Annotated in this window: 19 protein-coding genes; 5 read left to right on the forward strand and 14 right to left on the reverse strand. The window is 58.3% G+C overall.

The window, feature by feature from the left end:
• Positions 1 to 14: 14 nt before the first annotated feature.
• The 8 genes from WFO70_RS15970 to WFO70_RS16005 form a co-directional block, all read right to left on the reverse strand.
• The gene (locus tag WFO70_RS15970; RefSeq protein WP_337017431.1) at positions 15 to 656 is read right to left on the reverse strand and encodes an SMI1/KNR4 family protein; all 642 of its coding nucleotides are present in this window, start codon (positions 654 to 656) and stop codon (positions 15 to 17) included.
• Between the two features lie 2 nt (positions 657 to 658).
• Positions 659 to 991: an immunity protein YezG family protein gene (locus WFO70_RS15975; RefSeq protein WP_337017432.1), complete on the reverse strand. Its 333-nt coding sequence runs from the start codon at positions 989 to 991 to the stop codon at positions 659 to 661.
• 199 nt (positions 992 to 1,190) lie between these two features.
• Positions 1,191 to 1,421, reverse strand: coding sequence for a hypothetical protein (locus tag WFO70_RS15980; protein ID WP_337017433.1), 231 nt, complete (start codon positions 1,419 to 1,421; stop codon positions 1,191 to 1,193).
• 73 nt (positions 1,422 to 1,494) lie between these two features.
• On the reverse strand, positions 1,495 to 1,719 hold the full coding sequence (locus WFO70_RS15985) for a hypothetical protein (protein ID WP_032613411.1): 225 nt from the start codon (positions 1,717 to 1,719) through the stop codon (positions 1,495 to 1,497).
• The gene (locus WFO70_RS15990) at positions 1,703 to 10,312 is read right to left on the reverse strand and encodes a two-partner secretion domain-containing protein (RefSeq protein ID WP_337017434.1); all 8,610 of its coding nucleotides are present in this window, start codon (positions 10,310 to 10,312) and stop codon (positions 1,703 to 1,705) included. Before WFO70_RS15990 ends, WFO70_RS15985 begins: the two co-directional genes overlap by 17 nt.
• Positions 10,305 to 10,853: a toxin-activating lysine-acyltransferase gene (locus WFO70_RS15995; RefSeq protein WP_337017436.1), complete on the reverse strand. Its 549-nt coding sequence runs from the start codon at positions 10,851 to 10,853 to the stop codon at positions 10,305 to 10,307. The genes WFO70_RS15990 and WFO70_RS15995 overlap by 8 nt, the downstream gene beginning before the upstream one ends.
• A complete protein-coding gene (locus tag WFO70_RS16000) occupies positions 10,853 to 12,475 on the reverse strand; it encodes a ShlB/FhaC/HecB family hemolysin secretion/activation protein (protein WP_337017482.1) in 1,623 nt (540 codons plus the stop codon). Before WFO70_RS16000 ends, WFO70_RS15995 begins: the two co-directional genes overlap by 1 nt.
• Positions 12,476 to 12,753: 278 nt before the next feature.
• Entirely contained in the window at positions 12,754 to 13,146 is a 393-nt protein-coding gene (locus tag WFO70_RS16005) for a YdeI family stress tolerance OB fold protein (RefSeq protein ID WP_337017438.1), read from the reverse strand.
• Between the two features lie 142 nt (positions 13,147 to 13,288).
• Here WFO70_RS16005 and WFO70_RS16010 point away from each other — a divergent pair, with 142 nt between their 5' ends.
• From WFO70_RS16010 to WFO70_RS16025, 4 genes are read left to right on the forward strand one after another with little or no spacing between them, the layout of a single operon-like run.
• On the forward strand, positions 13,289 to 13,801 hold the full coding sequence (locus WFO70_RS16010) for a hypothetical protein (RefSeq protein WP_337017440.1): 513 nt from the start codon (positions 13,289 to 13,291) through the stop codon (positions 13,799 to 13,801).
• A gap of 9 nt (positions 13,802 to 13,810) precedes the next feature.
• Positions 13,811 to 14,263, forward strand: a complete 453-nt coding sequence (locus tag WFO70_RS16015) for a DUF421 domain-containing protein (protein WP_337017442.1) — start codon at positions 13,811 to 13,813, stop codon at positions 14,261 to 14,263.
• The gene (locus WFO70_RS16020; protein ID WP_337017444.1) at positions 14,260 to 14,784 is read left to right on the forward strand and encodes a 2-oxo-tetronate isomerase; all 525 of its coding nucleotides are present in this window, start codon (positions 14,260 to 14,262) and stop codon (positions 14,782 to 14,784) included. The genes WFO70_RS16015 and WFO70_RS16020 overlap by 4 nt, the downstream gene beginning before the upstream one ends.
• Before the next feature lie 9 nt (positions 14,785 to 14,793).
• Complete coding sequence (locus WFO70_RS16025; RefSeq protein WP_337017446.1) at positions 14,794 to 15,780, forward strand: SDR family oxidoreductase; 987 nt, start codon at positions 14,794 to 14,796, stop codon at positions 15,778 to 15,780.
• A 691-nt stretch (positions 15,781 to 16,471) separates the two neighbouring features.
• Here WFO70_RS16025 and cydB read toward each other — a convergent pair.
• The 6 genes from cydB to WFO70_RS16055 all read right to left on the reverse strand — a co-directional run bounded on the left by cydB (position 16,472) and on the right by WFO70_RS16055 (position 21,159).
• Positions 16,472 to 17,482: a cytochrome d ubiquinol oxidase subunit II gene (cydB, locus tag WFO70_RS16030; RefSeq protein ID WP_337017448.1), complete on the reverse strand. Its 1,011-nt coding sequence runs from the start codon at positions 17,480 to 17,482 to the stop codon at positions 16,472 to 16,474.
• Positions 17,482 to 18,885: a cytochrome ubiquinol oxidase subunit I gene (locus WFO70_RS16035; RefSeq protein ID WP_337017450.1), complete on the reverse strand. Its 1,404-nt coding sequence runs from the start codon at positions 18,883 to 18,885 to the stop codon at positions 17,482 to 17,484. Before WFO70_RS16035 ends, cydB begins: the two co-directional genes overlap by 1 nt.
• 75 nt (positions 18,886 to 18,960) lie before the next feature.
• The gene (locus tag WFO70_RS16040; RefSeq protein ID WP_337017452.1) at positions 18,961 to 19,833 is read right to left on the reverse strand and encodes a manganese catalase family protein; all 873 of its coding nucleotides are present in this window, start codon (positions 19,831 to 19,833) and stop codon (positions 18,961 to 18,963) included.
• 15 nt (positions 19,834 to 19,848) lie between these two features.
• A complete protein-coding gene (locus WFO70_RS16045) occupies positions 19,849 to 20,355 on the reverse strand; it encodes a ferritin-like domain-containing protein (RefSeq protein WP_337017454.1) in 507 nt (168 codons plus the stop codon).
• Between the two features lie 31 nt (positions 20,356 to 20,386).
• The gene (locus WFO70_RS16050) at positions 20,387 to 20,881 is read right to left on the reverse strand and encodes a YciE/YciF ferroxidase family protein (protein ID WP_337017456.1); all 495 of its coding nucleotides are present in this window, start codon (positions 20,879 to 20,881) and stop codon (positions 20,387 to 20,389) included.
• 92 nt (positions 20,882 to 20,973) lie between these two features.
• Complete coding sequence (locus WFO70_RS16055) at positions 20,974 to 21,159, reverse strand: general stress protein (RefSeq protein WP_103180815.1); 186 nt, start codon at positions 21,157 to 21,159, stop codon at positions 20,974 to 20,976.
• Positions 21,160 to 21,661: 502 nt separating this feature from the next.
• Here WFO70_RS16055 and WFO70_RS16060 point away from each other — a divergent pair.
• Entirely contained in the window at positions 21,662 to 21,847 is a 186-nt protein-coding gene (locus WFO70_RS16060) for a hypothetical protein (protein ID WP_337017458.1), read from the forward strand.
• Positions 21,848 to 21,915 lie beyond the last annotated feature (68 nt).

The raw sequence follows: 21,915 nt of genomic DNA on the forward strand, positions 1-21,915 counted from the left end.
TGTGACTCCCTGTATTAATCCTTGTCAATTAACCTTAGCTGGATGTTGCTGCCATCGGGTACATCTCTTATTTGCAATGCAATATTGGCTCTTGCTTTAATGGCCACTGTCGATTTTTCTAAATAAAGATTATCTGGCTCATACTCGCCACCTGCAACAAACGGCACTTTGGGAACTAAACGATAACCCACTGGTATTGGACCATGCTTCTTTTGCCATGCGTTTGCCAGGGGATAGCCTGTTAGGACATCATAATCTTCCATGATTATTTTACACCATTCGTTTATATCTCGCGCAAGATACTCAAAAGCGCCAGTCTCAGGATCGAAAGAGTATATTCCCTTTTGTTTTATACAAAATTGACCGCCAAAAACATCTTCAGCGAAGAAGAGGGCGTTACGAGCAAGATCATCGTAACACTCAATCCATAAGCTATTATCATTCCAGTCGATGAGGCCGATCTCTTCCCCGTCTGTCTGAAAAGGGAAAACATGTAGAGCTGACTCAAAGCCATAAAATCCGTTTCGTTTATTTAATAAATTAATTAAATCCTCAATCAAAGGATAATCATGAAAAGCTGCGGGTAGTTTTTGCCCCTTTCCTGAGGAAATATCACCACTGCAAACGGGTAAGAGTTTTTCCAAAAATATAGACATTTTTAGTTCTCATAATTAAAGTCAATGTTAATCCTGAGTGTTTCAACATTTACCGTTACCTCACAGCTTTGCCAGAAGGGCTTTTCGAGTGATTGAACGTTATCAACGAAAAAATTCCTCAGTTCGACCAAAAGATCTAAAAGTCTTGCACTGGCATCCGCTGTTTCAGTAACCCAATGTTGGTTACCCTGATTATCAACATAGTCATAAGTAAACTCACCACAGTCGCTTTCAGGTTCTAACTTTGCGTTCAGAATGATTTTGACCGCATCCTCAGGCGCGATCGAAAGCAATACCGCACCAATGTCATTATAAATATCCTGCGATTCACGCATCTTTCCTCCGGACAGAAAATTAGCTCATATGAGCTCTTTAGTGATGCTTAAATCTACACAGACGGGTTTCCAATGAAACACTAATTCCATCCCAGCGTATCGGGAAGGACTTGGACAAAGCCGGACTCATCCCCCGGTACGCTTTTGCAATCTCTGCAAAGGAAGCCATAACCCGCGCGTTGTCAGCCAAAATTTAGTATCAACGGATACCAAAAATCCAGAACACCATCCCTGCGGGCATTCCTAAGCCACTGATTTTTAATATGGTAATCATTTCCTCTTTTCCGAATGGAAAAGGCTTATCAAAATCCCAGATTAGCCAGCCTTTCACCAGACAAGAAAAAACACCAATTATCATCAATGCGATGCACATCAAAAAACATATGCCCAAAAGCGCCCACAGGGATTTTTTGGAATTATCGAGTCTCATTTTACTTTGCCATAAAGCCAACCTCCCGCCGGAAGGGCGGGAGGTGATTCACCTTGCAACCTGTCCTGGTCTTTTATCGGTGATAAAAAAACCAGATGATCAAACCCGCAGGCAGCCCCAGCCAGGTTAACTCAAGACATATCAACACATCCTTGAAAGAGAAGGGGAAATCCTCCTTCACATTCCATGCTAATCCCGCACCGACTAAACGGCCAAGGAGCGTCAGGATGAACACGGCCAGACCTATTGCGCAGCACAGGTAAACAAGGTTAATGAACGATTTAGTGCTGTTTTTCATTCTTACTACCGCTCTCTTTCAGCTTATCTGAAACCATACCCGACATCGCAGAGTCCCCTGCGTTACCCAGTATTGAAGGTAAAGGGTGTTGTGGTACAGGTTTGGTTATTGTCCAGACGCCTGTTGGAACCCACTCATACTGTTTTGATACCGGGTTGAATATTTTATCAAACGGCACTTTGATCATGTTCCCTGTAGCGAAACCTGCAGAAGCACCCGCCTTACTCAGTAACGCTGCGAGCATAGGATCGTCACCATTGATTTGAGCTTGATAGTAACCACCTGCTGCGTTCCATGTCACGGTTGGGTTATAACCTTTACCCGCGGTGATCGCCCCGATAACCCCGGATCCAATAAGATCGGCAAGTTTGACTTCACCCGTCGTCTTGTACTGAATACCCGCCCCTAAACCGACACCCACACCCACAGCGATAAGCTGCTCTTTGCTGTTGTTTACGGCATTGGTCAGAATCGCTCGTCCGCCCATGATGATCACCGGCCAGGAGGTAGGATCCATCACCACAGACAGTACACGATCGCCTGTTGTGATATTGTCCTGAAGGAATTTCAGGTCCGCGCCGTTCAGGTAATTCACCAGTGCCGCTGCCGTCGGATCTTTGAGTTTTTCATCCAGGCGGAACTGCCCCGGCTGAGGATCGTTGGCCACGTTGGTCGAGGCCTGGATCAGCTCCTGCCAGGTAACGCAGGTCACCCCTCCGCCGGTACAGGCATCCGCAAGCTCTTTGCTTTTCTTATTACTGATTGCCAGATACTTCTCAACCACTTTCATGCAGTCACCGCCGGAAGCTTTACACTCCAGTAACTCTTTATCCAGCTGACGTGCTTCTGCCGTACTCAGATAGTTATTCTCAACCGTCGTCTTACCCGCCTGCGCCCCGGCAACAGTGGAAGCTGAGCTGTCGCCCACCAGCCCGCCGGAAAGCCCTGCCGCCAGCGTCGCCAGGGCAGAAACCGTCTGCTTCTGCGTTTCGTCCAGCTCATCGGCAGATTTGCCGTACATCTCGGTGGCGATCATCCCTACCAGTTCGCCTGTGGCGGCACCGGCGGCACCCGCCAGCGCGTCCTGCCCCTGGGCGGCGGCCAGCGCGGCGTTGACCACCGCGTGGGCGGCAACCTTGCCCGCGTCGTTCAGGCCGCTGTAGTGACCAATCACCTCCGCCACGTACGGCGCGGCCCCCCCGGCGAGAGCGGCGCTGAGATCGCTCCCGGCCAGCCCCTGAACCGCCGCCGTCGCCGCCTGAATCGCCTGCTGATACTGCCCGCCGGTACCAAAGCCGGAGGCGCTGAGCGCGTCGTTGTAAGCCGTCTGGTAGATCTGGCCGTTGATGTCGCTAAGGGTCGCGGTTTTGCCCGGGTTGGCTTTTTCCCACGCGGCTTTCGCCTCCTGCAGATCCTGCGCGTTGACGTTTTTCAGCTTCTCTTTCGCCGCGTTGGTGGCGCGGATGCTGCCCTCGGTGCGGGCAATATCGGCCACCTGATTGCCAATCTCGCCGATCAGCTGCGCCTGCTGGAGTCGCTCCTGCTCTTTCTCTTTGTCGAAGATAGGGGAGAGCGTCTGGTTGGCGTGCTCCACGTCGCGGCTGAGCTGGTTGACATCCTGAACCTGACGATCCTGATCGCGGACGATCAGCGTACCGTCCGATACCGCGGCGTGGGTGGTGCTGCTGTCGTGCCCGTCGCGGTTCGCGCCCACCAGCAGGCCGTTAGCCATGTTGCCAGCGAACTGGCTGCCGATGCTGCCCCCGGTGCTCATGCCCACGCTCTGGTGTTCCACTTCGAAATCGGCACGGTTTTCAATATCGCTGAAGCCGATGGTGCCGGTATCAAGACGGTTTTTATCGGCGGTAGCCGTCGAGCCAATCACCGCCCCGTTGAGCTGAGTATGCTCGCCCACGGTCACGTCGTAGCCGCCTTTGCCGGCGAAGATCCCGGTCTGTTCCACCACCGAGTCGTAGTTGCTGTGCATCTTGTCGCGGCTGACGTTGACGCTGGCCGAGCCGGTCATGGAGCCGATGCTGAAGCTCCCGCCCGCGCTGGCGTTCTGCTGTTTCGAGTCGTAGCGATCGCTGTCCTGCTCGGAGGTGAGCGTCAGGTTGCGGCCAATGTCCGCTTTCACGGTCTCGCCGCTCACCTGGGCCCCGGTCAGGGTGGCGTCACGTCCGGTCAGGAGATTCACCTGGCGGCCCGCGTCCACGGTGGTCTCGCTGTGGGTGGTGCCGTTGCCGCTCTCGTTGCCTTTGCCCCGGTTGACGCTGGCGGAGATGTTGAGGCCAAAGCCGCCAGAGCCCACGCCGATGCCCACCCCGACGCTGCCGCCCTTGCTCTCGTTTTTGCCGTCCAGCAGCTGGGTGTTTTGCGCCGAGCGCAGGTAGAGATCGCGGTTGGCGGCAAGCGTGATATCGTTGCCCGCCTTCAGCTGGCTGCCTTCCACGGTCAGATCCCCGTCAGCGCCGCGCGCGCCGCTGCCGGTGGCGATCACGCTGAGATCCCGCCCGGCGTTGAGGGTGCTGCCCTGGGCGGTGTTCTGCTCGCTGTACTGGGTCGATTTCGACGACTGGCTGCCGTAAGAGAGGCTAATGCCTACGGTGTTGGTATTAGAGGCATCCGCACCCATGGCCTGATCCAACCGCCCGGCCTGTGCGGCCTGTACCCCGGAGAGCGCGGCCTTCACGCCCTGCAATGCCTGCAAACGGCTGCTGCCGGAGGATTTCGCCTGCTGGGAGGCCTCGACGGCGCTGTTCAGCGCGCTGCCGACGGTGCCGGAGAGCGCCAGGGTCAGCCCGGAGGTTTTCTGCTCCACCTCGTGGGTCTGCTGGCTGCGGTTGTTCACCGCCGTGATGTCGACGTTTTTACCGCTGAGGGCCATATCCTGACCGGCCACCAGATCCGAGCCGCTCACCGTCAGGCGATCCCCCGCACGCAGGGTCAAGTCGCCGTTGACGCTGCCCACCGTGCTGCCCGCCTGGGTGACGTCCGCGCCGGTGTCGGTAGTTTTGATGCTCTGGGTGCCGACGCTAAAGCCGATCCCGCCCGAGCTTAACAGCCCCGATTTTTTCTCCTGCTTCTGGTGCAGCTCGTTGTTGCGCTCGCCCTGGGTCTCCACGGTCAGGTTGTTGCCTGCCAGCAGAGAAACAGCATTGCTGCCCGCCACGTTGCTGCCGCGCACGGTAAGATCGTTTCCGGCGGTGAGGTTAACGGTGTCGCCGTTCAGCTCGCTGCTCTGCACCGTCTGACGGGCAATCTGGTCGCGGGTGGTGGTGGTGGTTTTCGACAGGAAGCCGTTACCGCCCACCACTTTATGCCGTTCGTCGAGATCCTGGGTGTTTTCACCTGCCGTCAGGGTCAGGTTATTCCCGGCGCTGACGTTAAGCGCCTCGCCAGCGGAGAGGGCGGCGGCGCGGGCGTTGAGATCGTTCCCGGCGGCCAGGGTGACGTCGCCTTTGCCGGTCACTTCGCTGCCAACGCTCTGGGTCTGTCCCTGCTTCAGGCTGTTATCGCCATCCCACACCAGGTTATCGCGGCTGGCGGTTTCTACGGTGTTCAGGGTCATATCCCGTCCGGCCACCAGCTGCGCTTTGCCGTTTTCGCCGCTGGCGATCACCTGCGCTCCGGTCAGGTTGATATCCCGTCCGGACTGTAGCGCCAGCCTGCCGTCGTCGCCCTGCACGTAAATGCCGGAGACGCTGTTGATGGTGGTGCGGGCGAAGCTGTTCTCGCCGTTGACGCTGTCGGCGCTGGTGGTGGTGCTGATGAGATTGATATCGCGTCCGGCGCTGGCCAGCACGCTGCTGTCGCCCACGATGGCACCGCCGAGGTTGTTAATATCGGTGCGGGCGTTCAGGTTGACGTCCACCCCCTGAAGGGTACCGGTCTGGTTGGTGATGTTGTCCGCATCCAGCTGCAGCACTTTACGCCCGGCAATCGTCCCGCGGTTAAACAGGTCGCCGTTGAGCTTGATGGAGACGTTGTTCCCGGCAATCAGCGCCCCGGAGCCGTCGATATCCCCCTGTTTCACTTTGGCGTAGACCTGCGGCACCAGCACGTTCTCGGTGGAGCCGTCCGGCATCTTCACCCGGGTGTTGACCAGCCAGACGATATCCCCGGTCAGCAGCGCCATCTGCTCCGGCGTCAGCGCCACGCCGATCTTCAGGTCGTACTGCTTGCCGAAGGTGATGCCGCGATCCATCAGGGCTTTGTACTGCTCTTCGTCGTTGTTGTAGCCGTCCAGATAGCGCTGGCCGGTGATGCCAATCACCTGCTCGCGGATCAGACGCTGCTCGTAGTAGCCATCCCCCAGCCGTTTCTGGGTGTTGTCGCCATCGGCGGTGAAGGCGTTCTGCATGTAGTCGCTGCCGAGCCACTGGCGCTCGTTGGTAAAGCGCGGATCGGTCTCCACCAGATACGGCACGTCCGCCGACGGGTTCACCTTGAACAGGCTATTGTCCGGCAGGGTGGTGTTAGGGCCGATAATGCGGATCGCGCCGTCGGCCGGGGTCACTTCAAACTGCTGCCCGGCAGGCGGGGTCACCGGCTCGCCCGGGGAGACGGTCTGCTGTGACGCAGGTTTCACCCCCGCGGCCTGACCAATGGTTACGTCCGTTCCCTGAAGCACCAGCGGAGTGATGCTGAGGTTGCTGCCTTCGACGTTGCCGCTGCTCACCAGCTGGCCCGGTTTCAGGGCGATATCCTGAATGGTGGTTGGCGGGGTGTACGCCGTGCGATCGCGCCCCTGTTCGTCGTCGCCTTTGTGGCGAATGCGGTAGTAGTGGGTGACGGTCCCCTCATCGGTGGTGAAGCGCTGGCCGGGCACGTCATCGTTCTGCACGCTGCCCATCTGGTCGATTGCCAGCGTGCCGCCCGCGATCACCTGACTCTTGTCGTTAAACAGTTTGTCGCCGGTCATCAGCAGGTTGCCGCCCGCGAGGATCTTCGCCGGGTCGCTCTCTTTGATGCGGGTTTCGTCAATCGTGCGGGTGTAGTCGTACTGATTAAAGTTGTCGTTATTGGAGCCGGTGTCTTCTGGCGTATTCAGGTTACGCAGCCCGTCAGAGGAGTTGCCGTCCACCCAGACGCCATCCTCTTTCGAACTCCAGCGGTTGGTGGAGCCCGTGTGCTGATAGTCGGTAAGATCTTCCTGCGACACCCGCACCACTTCGGTGGAGAAGTGGTCGTTGATATTGTTGATCTGCCCGGCGGCAATCGCCATATCCCCGGCGGATTCAATGGTCGAGCTGTGGTTGTTAATGGTGCCCGCGCGGCCAGTGACGGCGCCGTTGTCGTCCAGCGCGCCGCCGATGGTCATGCTGCCTGCGCTGTAGATCAGGCCGTGGTCGACGTTGTTGAGGGTCTGCACGCCAAGGTTCACGCGCTCGCGTCCGGCCAGCGTCGCCGCGGTGCCGTTTTCCGCAAGGTTGTTGAAGGTATCCACATTGACCCCCACCGCGTCGCCGTAGATGCGCCCGGTGCCGATGTTGGTCAGGGTATCCGCGTTGATTCGGGTGGTGATCCCGTCGATCAGGCCGGTATTGCGCACCGTGCCGGTGGCGGTCAGGGTGGTGCTACCGGCGTTGATTTCGCCGCTGGCAAGGTTAGTCAGGTTGGCGCTCTGCACGTCGAGGGCGCTGCCCGCCATCAGCTGGCCGCTGTTGGTCAGGTCCCCGTCGGTGGTGAAGGTGAGGTTGCCGTTGGCGATGGTGGTGCCGGTATTGTTCACGCCGCTGGCGCTGTGGAGATCCATATCCCCCAGCGACAATAACTGGCCGCTGGCATCAAGGGACGCCGCGTCCACGCTCAGGCTTTTACCCGCCTTGAGGGTGCCGCCCGCGTTGACCAGATCCAGCCTGTTGCCGCTGAGATCCAGGGTGTCGCCCGAGGCCAGCGCCCCGGCGCTGTTGTTCAGCGTGCCGCCGTTCTCAATGGTCAGGGTGTTGTTCGCCAGGATGCTGCCGCGCTGGTTATCCAGGGCACCGGTGTTCAGGGCCAGACTCTGGCCCTCCAGCCCCTGGTTTGCACCCAGGGTGTTTTGGTTGACGAAAGTAAGGGCATCGACCGTTACCGCTTTACCGCTGCGGATCAGTCCGGAGGAGTTATCCACCAGACCTCTGGCGCTGTCGAGCAGCAGATCGCCCACCGACTGGATCTGCCCCCCGCTGTTTTGCAGGTTCTGGCTGTGCAGGGCGGTATCGGCTTCGCCAATCACCCTTCCACCGTTGCGGTTATCAAGATTCGTGGCGGCAATATCCGCCCCAGCGCTGGCGGCCAGGGTGCCCGCCTGGTTATTGAGGCTCTCTGCCGAGAGGTTCAGGGCCCCCAGGCTGTTTAAGGTGCCTGCGCTGTTATCGAGAGTATCGGCGGTGAGGTTCACGCCGTCGCCCTGCAACACGCCGTTTTGGTTGGTCAGCTGCGTGGTGGTCAGGGAGAGGCTCTGTACCGCCGCCAGCTGACCGCCGGTGTTGTCCAGCGTGTCGCCGTTAAAGGCGAGGCTCTCTCCGGAGAAGGTGGTGCCCTGGCGGTTATCCAGCAGGCTGCCGCTCAGGGTCATGGCCCCGACCGATTTCAGCGCGCCGCCGTTATTGCTGAGGGTGTCGAACCCGGCGGTCAACGTCCGGTTCGCGCCAATCTGGCCGTCGCTGTTGTCGATAGCGCCCGCGTTGAGGCTAAAGTCGCCGTCGCTCGCCAGGAAGCCGCTCTGGTTGTTCAGCGCGCCGCTCTCCAGATTCAGGGAGCCCTGAGAGAGCAGGGAGCCGGAACGGTTATCAAACGCGCCGCCGTTCAGGGCGAGGGTCGCGCCGTCGGCGACAATCACCCCCTGCTGGTTGTCGAGGCTTCCGGCGCTGATGCGCTGGGTTTTCGCCGCCTCGATACGGCCTTTGGCGTTGTTTACCGCCTGCTGGGTAGCGATCTCGCCATCCCCCGCCGCGGCCGAGATCAGCCCCTGCTGGTTATTCAGGGCCCCGGCTTCCAGCCGGGTACTGCCCGCCACCGCCACGATCTGTCCGGCGGTGTTGTCGATTTTGTCAGCTTTCAGCTGCACGCCGTTGGCTGCGCCAATCTGCCCCTGCTGGTTATCGAGGGTGCCCGGCAGATTCACTGCGAAAGCGCTGCCGCCGCTGTGGACGATTTTGCCTTTCTGGTTGCTGAGGTCGTGGGCGCTGAGGTTAATGGTCTCCGCGCTCAGGGCTCCCCCGTTGTTATTGAGCATTTTACCGGTACGGACATTCAGTTCGCTGGCGTTGACCTTCGCGCTGGCGGTGTTCAGATCGCCCGCTCCGCCGTCAAGCAGAACCCGTTTCGCCTGAGTCTGGCTGCCGCTGACGTCCACCCCCTGGCCGCTGGCGCTGAGATTACCGCCCGCCAGGTTTTGCCCGTGGGCGCTCAGCTGGCCGCTGGTGCTGATGTCCAGATCCCCCGCGTCGGCGAGCTTGCCGTCGCTTTTCACCCCGGCGGCCAGCACGCTCTGCTGGCTCGCGGTGAGGCTTGCGGCACTCACCCGGACGTTGTTCGCGGCAGTGATCACCCCGCTGGTGTTAAGCTCGCTGGCGGTTTGCAGGCTGGCAGCGTCGCCCGCGCGTACGGTGCCGCTGTTCTCGATGCGCCCGTCGGCAGAGAGGGTCACGCTGCCCGCCTGAGCGCCAATGGCCCCGGCGTTACGCACCCCGACGCCAGTCTCGGTGCCGACCATGCGGATCTTGCCGGCGTACATGCCGCCGAGGCTGGCCACGTCCACCGCCAGCTGCGGGCGGGTGGCAGGATCGTCGCTGCCTTTTTCAATCACCTCGTGGGCGGCGTCCACCTTGTTGCGCCCGGTAGTGACCTTCAGATCGTTAGCCCACAGCCCGGCGTTAACCTTCACCGAGCGGGCAATAATGTCGGTGTAATCCGCGCCGGAGGTGTCCATCCCCGCACCCTCGACCACCACTTCGCCGCGCTCGACGTTAAACCCGGTCAGCGCGCCGTCCTTCATCTGCGGCTGGCCGGTGGTGAGGGTGGCGCGGTTGGCGTTGATAAAGCCGCAGCCGCTACAGGTGATGCCCGACGGGTTGGCGATCACCACCTGGGCTTTTTTACCCGCCACTTCGATCATGCCGTTGAGCTTGCTCGGGTCGCGGGAGCTGACCTCGTTGAGGATCACTTTGGCTTCGCCTTTCGCCAGCCACGGGTTGCCCGCCACCATGCCGCCGAGGTTGGTCTGCACGTTTTTGTGCGAGTTATTGAGGATCGCCCCTTTGCTGTCCACGTCGAACTGGGTGTAGTTGTTGCGTGACACCCCGGCAGCGGAGGGGGTCTGAATATTGACCTGCGGCGTACCGTTGGCGCTGTTAACCACCGTTGGCTGCTGGTTTTTTGGCGCACCGGCGTCGGCCACGATGGTGGCCTGCGCCGTCTGCACGGCCCCCATCGCCAGCCACAGACTAAAGCTGATGGCGCTCACCTTGCCGATAAGCTGGCTGTGGGTATGGCCGATGCCGGAAGAACGGGACGAACCGGCGCGGCCGGAGCGGGCGATATCCGCCACCACCATCAGCATGCCGCGCGCTTTGTTAAAGACAATTCGGTACAGGTTCTTATTCATGGTTCGTTCCTTTAAACGCTTCCGGCAGGCTCACGGTGAGCGGGTGATTCTGTTGCCACTCTCTGGCGTGTTGACGGCTGACGCGGCTGCCGTGGAACAGCATCACGCGCTTGCCACGTTCCGCGCCGCGGTGATACAGCGCGCGGCAGACGTGGTCGGGGAAGATATCGCGGCGCATCAGGTTATACATCGCGGGGGTATGGCCGAAGGGGGCGATCCAGTCGCAGAACCAGATCCGCTCCCCGCTATCCCAGTCCGCCTCTTGCATCTCGATGGCGGGGCGGGTGAGGTAGCGGGCTTCCGCCTCCTCGTTCATGCTCGCCCAGCTGAGGAAAAAGACTGGGCGGTCGTTTTCGCTCACCAGCACGTACTGCTGGCGCTTGATGATCGGCAGCAGCAGGGTGGGGAGGGCGTGCAGGGGGGCATCCCGGTGCATCGGGGAGTGCATCCACAGCCAGACGGTCGCTCCCAGCACTTCGGCCTCGCTCTCCTGGCCGCCGAGGATCAGCGGCGCTTTGATATCCAGATGTCCGACGCGCATCACCAGCTCCAGTTAAGGTTAAAGCCGAGGGTGAGATCGCTGGTTTCAAAGCCGTCCGGCTTCGAGAACGGCGTACCGGCGAACAGGTCGTAGCCGGTGTTAAAGGCGTTGCCGCGCAGGCCCGCCACGCCGCCCGCCAGGTGTTTACCCACCTGCAGATCCGAGCTGTAGCCGCCCACTTCGCCGTAGTCGGCACCCAGATAGAACTCCTGATTCGGCAGCGGCGTGCGCCAGGCCAGATCGTTACGCACGTACCAGCCGTGGCTGGCGCTCAGGGTGCGCTCGCCGTCAAAGCCGCGCACCGTCCAGCGGTTGCCGATGGCGAACTGATCCTGCGGGGTCAGCGGCGTGTTGCTGATCTGGCGCAGGTACTGGACGTTGTAGCGGAAGTTTTGCGTGCCGATGGCAAACGGCAGATCCAGTCCGGCGCTGAGCAGGGTAATTTTGCTGAGCGCGGTGGCATCGCCCCAGTACTCTTCCGGGGCAGGCTGCGCGCCAAACCAGCGGGTACCGCGCTGATAGCTGATGCCCGCATCCAGCGTCGCCTGGCCGATGTAGTGGCGATGATCCAGCCCGATGCGCCAGGCCGCGGTCTGACGGCGCTGGACGCCCACTTCCGTATCGTCGATATAGTTGCGGGTCTCGCGCGCCAGCACGTCATAGGAGAAGGTGGTTTTTTGCGAGCCGCTGCGGTGCAGCACGCGGCTGAGCTGAATGTCGAGGTTTTTGCTCTTACCGCTGTAGCGATAGTCCTCGTTCAGGCCGGCGACGGTCTGGTGGTAGTCATAGTCGCTGCCGGTGACGCCCAGCATCCAGTAGCCAAAGGGCACCGAGTAGTGAGCGGTGTAGTTTTTGCTGCCTTTGCCGCCCTTGTCGTCCAGATCGTGGCTGGCAGAGACATACAGCAGGTCGCTCAGGGAGAAGGGGTTATCCAGCGACAGGGTGACGCCGCCCTGGTAGCGTCCGGTGGTTTCGGTTCCGGCATCGTCCAGCGACAGGCCGATACGCCACATTTTGCTCTGCTTACGGGTGATCACCACGTCGCTCTCGCCGGGATTTTCCCCTGGCAGCAGCTCCATGTTGGCCTCGACCGTTGGCAGGCGCTGTAAGTTCTCCAGCCCCTGTTCAATATCGCGCAGATCCAGCAGGTTCCCCTCGTGGGCCGGGAAGGCGCTGTAGAGCTGAATATAGTCGTCGCTCTCTTCGGTCAGCTTCACGTGGCGGATGGTGCCCGGCACAATGGCGAGTTTCAGCGTCCCGCTCTTCAGATCCTGCGACGGGGCCAGCACCCGGGTGGTGATCCAGCCGTGGTCGACAATGCGGTTCTGCATCGTGCTCATCAGCAGGTTGATCCCTTTCCCGCCCAGACAGCGCCCCTGGGCCTGATTTGCTATCCGTTGCAGCGGCAGCCAGTGGGGCAGGGCTTCCTGACCGCTCAGCTCGACGCGGTTAATCGGGAAGCAGGGGGTTTCCGTCGGGAAGGCAATTTTGCCATAGCCGGAGGCGGGCTCAGAAAGACGCACATCCGGGACCGGCGGAGTTAATTGCTGCTCTAAGGCGCGCTGACGCTGCTGCTGAATAATAAATTGATTATCCGGCTCTGCGGCATGGGCTGGGAACATTAACGTCAGGCCAGTGGCTGACGCTATTATCAGGGCGAGATTGTGTCGGGCTTTCATCGGCGAATCCCTGCTGTGTAAGCAAAATGAATACAATGTGATTTTGTGTAAAATTGTTTAAGTATTGCGAGGGGAAGGAAAGGGGGATTAATCCTAAAGCCCGGAATAATCCGAGTTTTGGGCTCCTTAAATCTGGTAGGTTAAGGCCTGAGGAGAATATATCCTGGGAATTGCGTGGATATTGGGGAAATATCCACGCGAAACTTAAGTGAAATTAAGGGTTATTTCTGAATGCGGTCGACGCGCACTACCGGCGGAGTAGATTTTTTATCCAGACTGCCATTAATGCTGATCATCTGATCGGGTTTAACCGTGCGGCCGTCAAATACCGCTTGCGGAATGACGGTATCAATGGTGCCGGTTTTATCGCGGAATTTAAATTTATCGCCGCCGGAGCCGTCAATTAAATTACCGCGCAGGGAGATGGTAGCTCCATCGTGCATCTCTTTGGCCTGCTCCACGGTCATGGTTCTGGCATCTTCGGTGCCGCGATAACCCTCATCCAGCGAATGCGGTGGCGGCGGGGCAGCGTCTTTCTCCAGTCCACCTTTATCATCGGCATACGCCGTTGAGATTAAAAGACAACACAATAAGGGTGCGACGGTTAATTTCATACTGCCTCCTTGGTTTACCTTGCTTGACAGATTAAGCCTGGTTGCTATTTTTTATTTTGCAAACAGGAACAGTCTTAATCCATTTTATCTATAAAAATCATCTGGCTGTATAATGTTAATAAACGAAGCGGTGAGGTGATATATGGCGAACGTAAAAGAAAAATCCCCGCCTTTGCCCGGCGTAAAACAGAGTCATACCGCCCTGCAGTTTGAATACAACGCCCGCCGCTTCGGTTTCATTCTGTTATTGCTGATTATTGCCGCTGCGCTGTCAGGACTTTTTTCAGGCGGTTATTTTAGCGACGCGACAAAAAACAACGCCGGGAATAGCCTGGCGGTGGAATATCAACGCTTTGGCCGCCTGCTCTCACCCGTCGAGTTAAAAATAACCCTGCCAGGACAAAATCCTGCCCCCCTGACGCTGCGCATTGGCGGGGAATATATGGCGCGCACGCAGACCGATAATATCTGGCCGCAGCCCGACGAAATGCACAGCGAGGGCGGGGAGCTGGTGCTGGTTTATCAGGCGGCGAAGACCCATAACGATTTTACCGTCTGGCTCTATACCACGCCGGAGCAGCCAGGAAAATTCCTCACCAGGGTCAGCGTAAATAATCAGCCGGGTCTCTCTTTCTGGCAATTTATCTATCCTTAGGAGACCGGTATGGAAATGATACTCAGGGCGGTAGCGATCTATCTGATTCTGCTGGTGGTCTTTAAAATTGCCGGACGTCGGGCGCTGCTGCAAATGACCAGCTTTGATCTGATCCTGTTGTTGATTATTAGTGAGGCCACCCAGCAGGCGCTGCTGGGAGAGGATTTTTCGGTGACGGGCGCCATGCTGACCATTATTACGCTGGTAGTGATTGATATGCTTTTTGGTGTGGCAAAAAAATATATCTCCGGCGCGGAGTCAATGCTCGATGGCTCGCCGGTTATTCTGGTGGTCCACGGTGAATTACAGAATGACAAATTAAAAAAGGTGGATGTCTCCTGCGACGATATTCTGGTATCGGCCCGGCAGAATCACGGGATATATCAGCTGGAGAAAATTAAATACGCAATCCTTGAACGTAACGGGCATATTTCGATTATTCCCGAAGAGAGTGAATCATGAAAGAAAATATCTGGAACCAGGCAAAAACCACGAAGGAGCTCACCGCTCAGGTGTCGACGGTATTGATCGATCTGGGCTGGTTGCTTACCACGGCCGAGTCCTGCACCGGGGGCAACGTGGCTTCGGCGCTCTGTGCAGAAAAGGATACGGCCTCGTTCTTTGGCACCGGCGTGGTGACCTTTAACAACGAAGCCAAACACAAGGTGTTGGGGGTCAGCAAGGCCACTCTTGAGAAGTACACCGCCGTAAGTAGCCAGACGGTAGGGGAGATGGCCGAGGGGGCCCTCGCGCTTGCCGATGCGGATGTCAGCATCGCCATCAGCGGCTATGCCGGGCCGGACGGCGGCGAGGATGGTACCCCGGCGGGCACCGTCTGGTTTGGCTGGTGTTTCCGCGGCGAAGTGACGACCGCCGTACAGCACTTTACCGGCGAATGTGAAGATGTGATCGAGAAAGCGGTTCGCTATGCGCTTTCAGAACTGTTGCGGCAGATCCCGCACTGGAAAAAGCAGCTGCATTAAGGAGAGGTTATGAGTGTGGTGGTGATTACCGGCGCAACGGCTGGGGTAGGCAAGGCCACGGCGCTGCGTTTTGCAGCGGCGGGCTACGACGTGGGGCTGATTGCCCGCGATGACCACAGCCTGGAAGCCACGCGGGCGGAGGTGGCGAACTATGGCGTCAACTGCCATGCGGTGAGCCTGGACGTGGCGGATGCCGCGGCGCTGAGCCAGGCGGCGCAGACCCTGGCCGAACGGCTGGGCGCGATTGACGTGTGGATCAACAACGCCATGTGTACCACGCTGGCGCCGTTCTACAGCATAACCGACGATGAATTTCGCCGGGTGACGGAGGTGACCTATCTGGGCACCGTCAACGGTACGCGTGCCGCGCTGGAGCAGATGATCCCCCGCGACAGCGGGGTGATTATCCAGGTCGGCTCCGCGCTGGCCTATCGCTCTATTCCGCTCCAGTCGGCCTACTGCGGTGCCAAGGCGGCGATCCGCGGCTTTACCGATGCGCTGCGTACCGAGCTGATGCATGAGCGCAGCGGCGTCAGTCTGGCGATGGTGCAGATGCCGGGGCTCAACACCCCGCAGTTTGACTGGGCGAAGAATAAGTTCGCCTGGAGCATGCGCCCGGTCGCACCGGTGTTTCAGCCGGAGGTCGCCGCCGAGGCCATCTTCGGCGTGGCGCAAAGGCCGGTGCGCGAGCTGTGGGTGGGGCGCAGTACCATCGGGGCGATTGTCGGCCAGTTCCTGTTCCCCGGTTATCTCGACCGGATGATGGTGAAAAAAGCCTGGGAAGGGCAGATGGAGGAGAGGCTCAACCCGCCAGACCAGCGGGACAACCTGACCGAACCGGTGGGCGGCGAGCACCGGGTGCACGGGCGTTTTTCCCCGGAGGCCCACTCCCGCGCCCCGGCGATCACCTCCGGCGTACCGGGCAAAGCCCTGCTCGGCACCGCCGCGCTGGCCGGGCTGTTGTTAATTGGGAAATGCATTGGTCGACGGAAGTAGCTTGACCCTGCATGATGCGGCAACGCCCGGCGGCGCTGCGCTTGCCGGGCCTACGGATTGTGCATGTTGCGGGTTTTGTAGGCCGGGTAAGGCGTAGCCGCCACCCGGCGATGTTGCAGAATGCGGCCTGTTCCGCCTTACCCCTGCAAGGGCAGGATCCACACAAAAATATACGCACGGACGATCCCCTCTTTCTGAGGGAGAGGATGGAACATGCGACTGAGGTGGTAGTTCCGTTCACCTTACGTTCTGCACTTCTCTGTTAATCGCGTCACCCGTGAACGTGTGAAGGGGGCTCGCCGCCGCCCCCTTCACAATCCCGGCTCCCGGCAAAGAAAATCGCCGCTTCGCGGTGCCCTCAGCTTATTCCTTCAGGCTTTCGGGTCGGGCACCAGCCTGCATCCCTGCAGGCTATGCCCTCTCGGCGCGTCCCTGCGCCTCGCCCCGGCCTTCCAGAAACGCTTCGGCGATTTTCAGCCGGACCAGGGAGCCGCTGTAAGTCGTTTATTATTCTTTAATTATTTCATGGCGTTAAAGCAATAAAATTACTGGGGATTCTTCAGCCCACAGAGAGAGGGAGAAGTTCATATGCACCCTGCGGCGGCGCTGCGCTTGCCGGGCCTACGGGTTGTGCATGCAGTGGGTTTTGTAGGCCGGGTAAGGCGTAGCCGCCACCCGGCGATGTTGCAGCTTAATGGTAGCCTTCGGTGTCCGTCACCTTGCCGCGAAACACGTAGTAGCTCCAGGCGGTGTAGACCAGGATCAACGGGATGATCAGCAGCGTCCCCACCAGCATAAACAGCTGGCTGGAAGGCGGGGCGGCGGCTTCCCATATTGTGATGTCAGGCGGAATGATGTTGGGCCACAGGCTGATCCCCAGCCCGCTAAAGCCGAGGAAGATCAGCCCGAGGGTCAACAGGAAAGGCCTGGCGTGACTGTGCGGATTGCGGGTGAGCCGCCAGATCCAGACCCCAAACACCGCCACCAGCAGCGGCACCGGCAGGAAGTAGAAGAAGTTCGGCAACGAGAACCAGCGCTCGGAGACATATTGCCAGCCGAGCGGCGTCCAGATGCTCACTACCGCCACGACCACCAGCAGCGCCAGCAGCACCTTGCGGGTCAGATCCCGCATGTGATGCTGTAACGCTCCCTCGCTTTTCATGATCAGCCAGGTGGTGCCCAGCAGGGTATAAGCCACCATTAGCCCCAGCCCGCAGAAAAGGTTGAAGGGGGTCAGCCAGTCCAGCGCGGAACCGGCAAAGCGACGGCCCTCAACGTCGAAACCGTTGATCATCGCCCCGACCACAATGCCCTGGCTGAAGGTCGCCAGCAGCGATCCCCCGGCAAAGGAGTAGTCCCAGAAGGCACGGTGCGACGGCGTGGCCTTAAAGCGAAACTCAAAGGCTACGCCGCGGAAGATCAGGCCGATCAGCATGGCGGTCAGGGGGATCGTCAGGGCGTCGATGATCACCGCATAGGCCAGCGGGAAGGCACCGAACAATCCAGCGCCCCCCAGCACCAGCCAGGTTTCATTTCCGTCCCAGACCGGGGCGACGCTGTTAACCATCACGTCCCGCGCCTGCGGGTCACGCTCAAAGTAGAAGAGCATGCCAATACCCAAATCGAACCCATCCATAATGATGTACATCAGGGTGGCGAAGACGATGATGGCAAACCAGATCACTGAGATATCGACGCCCATTATGGTTTCTCCTCTTCCGGGACCGGTTCTGCCGCCGAGAGCGGACGTGCGGGCCTGCCGTCGGTATTGACCGAGAGAGTGTCGGTCGGCTGCGGCCCCTTCTTAATCAACCGCACCAGATAGACATACCCCACGCCAAACACCGAACAGTAGACGACGAAAAACGCCAGCAGGCTGATGCTCATTTGCAATGTGCTGTGCAGCGACACCGCATCGATGGTGCGCAGATAGCCATACACCACCCACGGCTGGCGACCCACCTCGGTGGTGATCCAGCCCGCGAGGATCGCCACCAGCCCGGCGGGCCCCATCAACAGGGCAAACCAGTGGAACGGGCGGGAGTGGTACAGACGGCGACGGCGGCGCAACCACAGGCTGGCGACCCCCATCAGGATCATCAGCAGCCCGAGGCCCACCATCACGCGGAACGACCAGAAGACGATCAGCGAGTTGGGCCGCTCATCTTTTGGGAAATCTTTCAGCGCCGGAACCTGTTTATCCAGACTGTGGGTGAGGATCAGGCTGCCGAGCGCCGGGATCTCCAGCCCGTATTTGGTGCGCTCCTCCTCCATATCCGGCACGCCAAACAGCAGCAGCGGCGTGGCTTCCCCCGGCGGATTTTCCCAGTGCCCCTCGATGGCGGCGATTTTCGCCGGCTGATGTTCGAGGGTGTTCAGACCGTGCATATCCCCGACGAAGGCCTGGATCGGCGCGACCAGCAGGGCCATCCACAGCGCCATTGAGAACATCTTGCGCACCGCGGGGGTGTCGTTGCCGCGCAGCAGATGCCAGGCACCGGAGGCACCCACAAACAGGGCGCTACTCAGGAAGGCGGCGATGGACATATGGATCAGGCGGTAGGGGAAGGAGGGGTTAAAGATGATGGCAAACCAGTCCTCGGGGATCACCTGCCCGTTCTCGATGCTGAAACCCTGCGGGGTGTGCATCCAGCTGTTGGAGGCGAGGATCCAGAAGGTGGACATCAGGGTGCCCAGCGCCACCATGCAGGTGGCAAAAAAGTGCAGCCCGGGCCCGACCTTGTTCCAGCCAAACAGCATCACGCCAAGGAAACCCGCTTCGAGGAAGAAGGCGGTGAGGACTTCATAGGTGAGCAGCGGGCCGGTAATGCTCCCGGCAAACTGGGAGAAGCCGCTCCAGTTGGTGCCGAACTGATAGGCCATCACCAGACCTGAGACCACGCCCATGCCAAAGTTTACAGCGAAGATTTTTAACCAGAAGTGATACAGCGAGCGCCAGACGTCATTCTTCGTTCGCAGCCACATGCCCTCAAGCACCACCAGATAGCTGGCGAGGCCGATGGTTAAGGCCGGGAAGATAATGTGAAACGACACTGTGAAGGCGAACTGTAGCCTGGCGAGATGAAACGCATCGAGTTCGAACATCGTACTCTACCCCTGTCAGCGAAATGCCCCGTAAGAAACGGGGCATCGTGGTACTGCATTGACTTCGGCGCGGGGTTACGGTTTTTTCTTACCGGCCCCCAGCTCCGCGCCCGTCAACGGATTGACATCTGGATCGGACTCGGTGCGTTTCGCCATCGCTTTCAGCAGAGCGGCCTGCTCTTTTGACAGCGTGACCTGAGCGCCACCGTCGCCACCGTCAACGGCAGGTTGTGGATCGGCGACGTACTCAAAGTTTTCGTCGCTGTTCCAGCTGCCGCGAAGATCGTCACCCGCAGACATATTGTAGTAGGTGGTTGAATATTGTTCGATAGGCGGCAGTTTTCCCGGTGGGAAATTATTGCGAATCGACTGCAGCGCCTTCTCAAATGAGAGCTGGTGCGCGACCTCACGGGTCATCAGAAACGCGAGGGTATCTTTTACCCCGACATCGTCGGTGACGTTGATCAGACGTTCATAGATGATTTTAGCGCGCGCTTCCGCCGCGATATTTGAACGCAGGTCGGCGGTAACTTCCCCAATGGTGTCGACATAGGCCGCCGTCCACGGCACGCCGCCGGAGTTAGTGAGCGCTGGCCCACCGCCGTACAGCAGGGAGGTGACATGGCTGTCGTTACCGTTTTGCGTCAGGGAGCGGTAGAGCTCCGCTTCCTGTTCGGTGCCTTCTGCCAGCTCGCCTTTGGCACCTTTATTCAGCATACCGACCAGCGTCCCGATAATTTCGAGGTGGCTCAGCTCTTCGGTAGCGATATCCATCAGCATCTCTCTGCGGCCCGGATCGTCATCACCCAGACCCTGAGTGAAGTAACGACAGGCGGCAGCCAGTTCGCCCTGAGGGCCACCAAACTGTTCGAGAAGCAGGTTCGCCAGGCCAGGATTCGGCTCGGCAACGCGGACGGTGTACTGCAACTGTTTTACGTGTCGAAACATAGGCTCACTCCTGGGTTATTTTTTCGCTTCAACGCCTTCAGCGTCAGAGCGCAGGAGGAATTGTTCCGTGGTATCAGGGATGTGCTGGATGAGCCAGTCGGCCATGCGCTGCTCTTCCGCAAGAATAGATTCGATGGCAGGAACGGAGGCCACATCTCCGGCTTTTTTTGCTGCAGCCAGCAGGGAGGTATAGCAGGCGATTTCGAACTGCTCGAAAACGTAGCCGCTAATGGAACCCTTCACGATCTCATCCGACGCGGCCATGCCACCCATCGACTGACCGAACGCCATCATTTTGCTCATGGAGTCTTTAAGCACCGAGCGGGAAATATTGTTCCGATCGAGTATCTCTTCCAGCAAGGTAATTTGGTGTTTCGTTTCAGAAATATGCTGTTCAATACGGGCGCGAACATCAGGATAATTATCGATGCGGCTGGCCATTGATTCGAGCATAGATTCGGCTTGCTTTTCCATGGCGTGAGCATCGCGTAGCCAGTCATGGTAGTGTTCTACGTGATTCATATTTTCTTCCTCGGGTTCGGTTAATTCAGATTTACTTTGCCGCTTTCTGATTAATATTACCGATGGCCAGATCGGTGAGTTTAAGATCGGTGGATTTCTCTTCTTCCAGCGTCTCGGCTAATAATTTTACTGCCTGGGTATAACCTAATTGCTCCGCCAGGGTGGCGAGCGTGCCATAGCTGGCAATTTCGTAGTGTTCGACTTTTTGCGCAGCCGCAATCAGTGCCGCATCACGCACTTCATTTTTCTCTGTGCTTTCAATCACTTCGTTGGCTTCTTCAATTAAGCCTTCCATCGCCACACACTTCATTCTTTTCAGTTTAACGTTGGGCGTTTTCTCGATAAGCTGATCGATACGTTCAATCTGGCCGTGGGTCTCTTCCAGGTGTGCTTTAAACGCAGCGCTCAGATCCGGGCTGGAGGCTTCGCGGGACAATTTAGCCAGGGCACGGGTCAACTGTTTCTCTGCACTGTAGGTGTCAGAGAGCAGGTGGATAAAGACATCCTCTATACTTTTCATATTCATATGCTTTTCTCCAGTGACAGGAAAATTCTGCGAGCCCGCGGACTCGCAGAGTACCGATTAAAGTGAAGAACAGGTTTTAATAATGAGATGAATTAAGAGTTGTCAGATTTACGTCCGCCACCATGGCTATGCTGACCCCCTTTTTTACCTGCTTCAGAAGCGCGCTGCGGATCGTTTTTGAAATTACCGCCGCTTTGCTGTCCACCTTTTTTGCCTGCTTCAGAGGCCTTTTCACGATCCTGTGCGAAATTACCTGAACCACCACGTTGCTCTGCCATATTATGTTTCCTCATATACATCGTTTATGTCAGTAAGATACGTTTTCTTCCGTATCCGTTGTCGTTCAGAATTAAATTTAGCCGCTAATTATCAGGAGTCAAACCGCATTTTCGACATTATTTCCTGTTCAGCTGACAAGTTGTCTGAATATATCGGTTCGCTTGTTGCGGAAATAATTTCCCTCAAGGTGATGTAATCAAACAACCTTCCGGGAGAACGGCTCCAGACGCTTTTGTCTGTTTCGTTGAAGCGCGCGAGTCCAGACGCGGCGGGGCTCTTTACTGAAGTTTACAATTGACCTAAGCGAGACATAGCCGAGAAAAAATAAAAATACGTGGGATTAGTCTTAATTGATTTTTTATATTATTCGCAGCGCGAGAGAGTGGCTAATAAATAATCTAGCGAAGCGGTTGGCTATATTATGCATGGGATTCAGTCATTCATCGGAATACTACTTCTTAATGAGTAAGCGAAGGGCAGGATTAAATACCCTGATAAAGTATGATGGCCTTTGCGGTGAAGTACGTGCTGGGGGTGATGAGCGCCATCACGCCCGAGGTGTTGCAACGGCCAGGCGTGAGTGCGTTCGCCATCATCACCGGCGGGCTATTCGCCGGGGTGTTTGTCGGCAAGTTTGTACGCTACGTGCGGGTGTATCTGGCGGCGGAGGTGCAGGAGGTGCGGTGAAGGGGGGCAGGCCACACCTATGCAACATCGCCGGGTGGCGGCTACGCCTTACCCGGCCTACGAGGTGC

It is taken from the genome of Leclercia sp. AS011 (assembly GCF_037152535.1).
In the GTDB taxonomy this organism is placed as follows: domain Bacteria; phylum Pseudomonadota; class Gammaproteobacteria; order Enterobacterales; family Enterobacteriaceae; genus Enterobacter.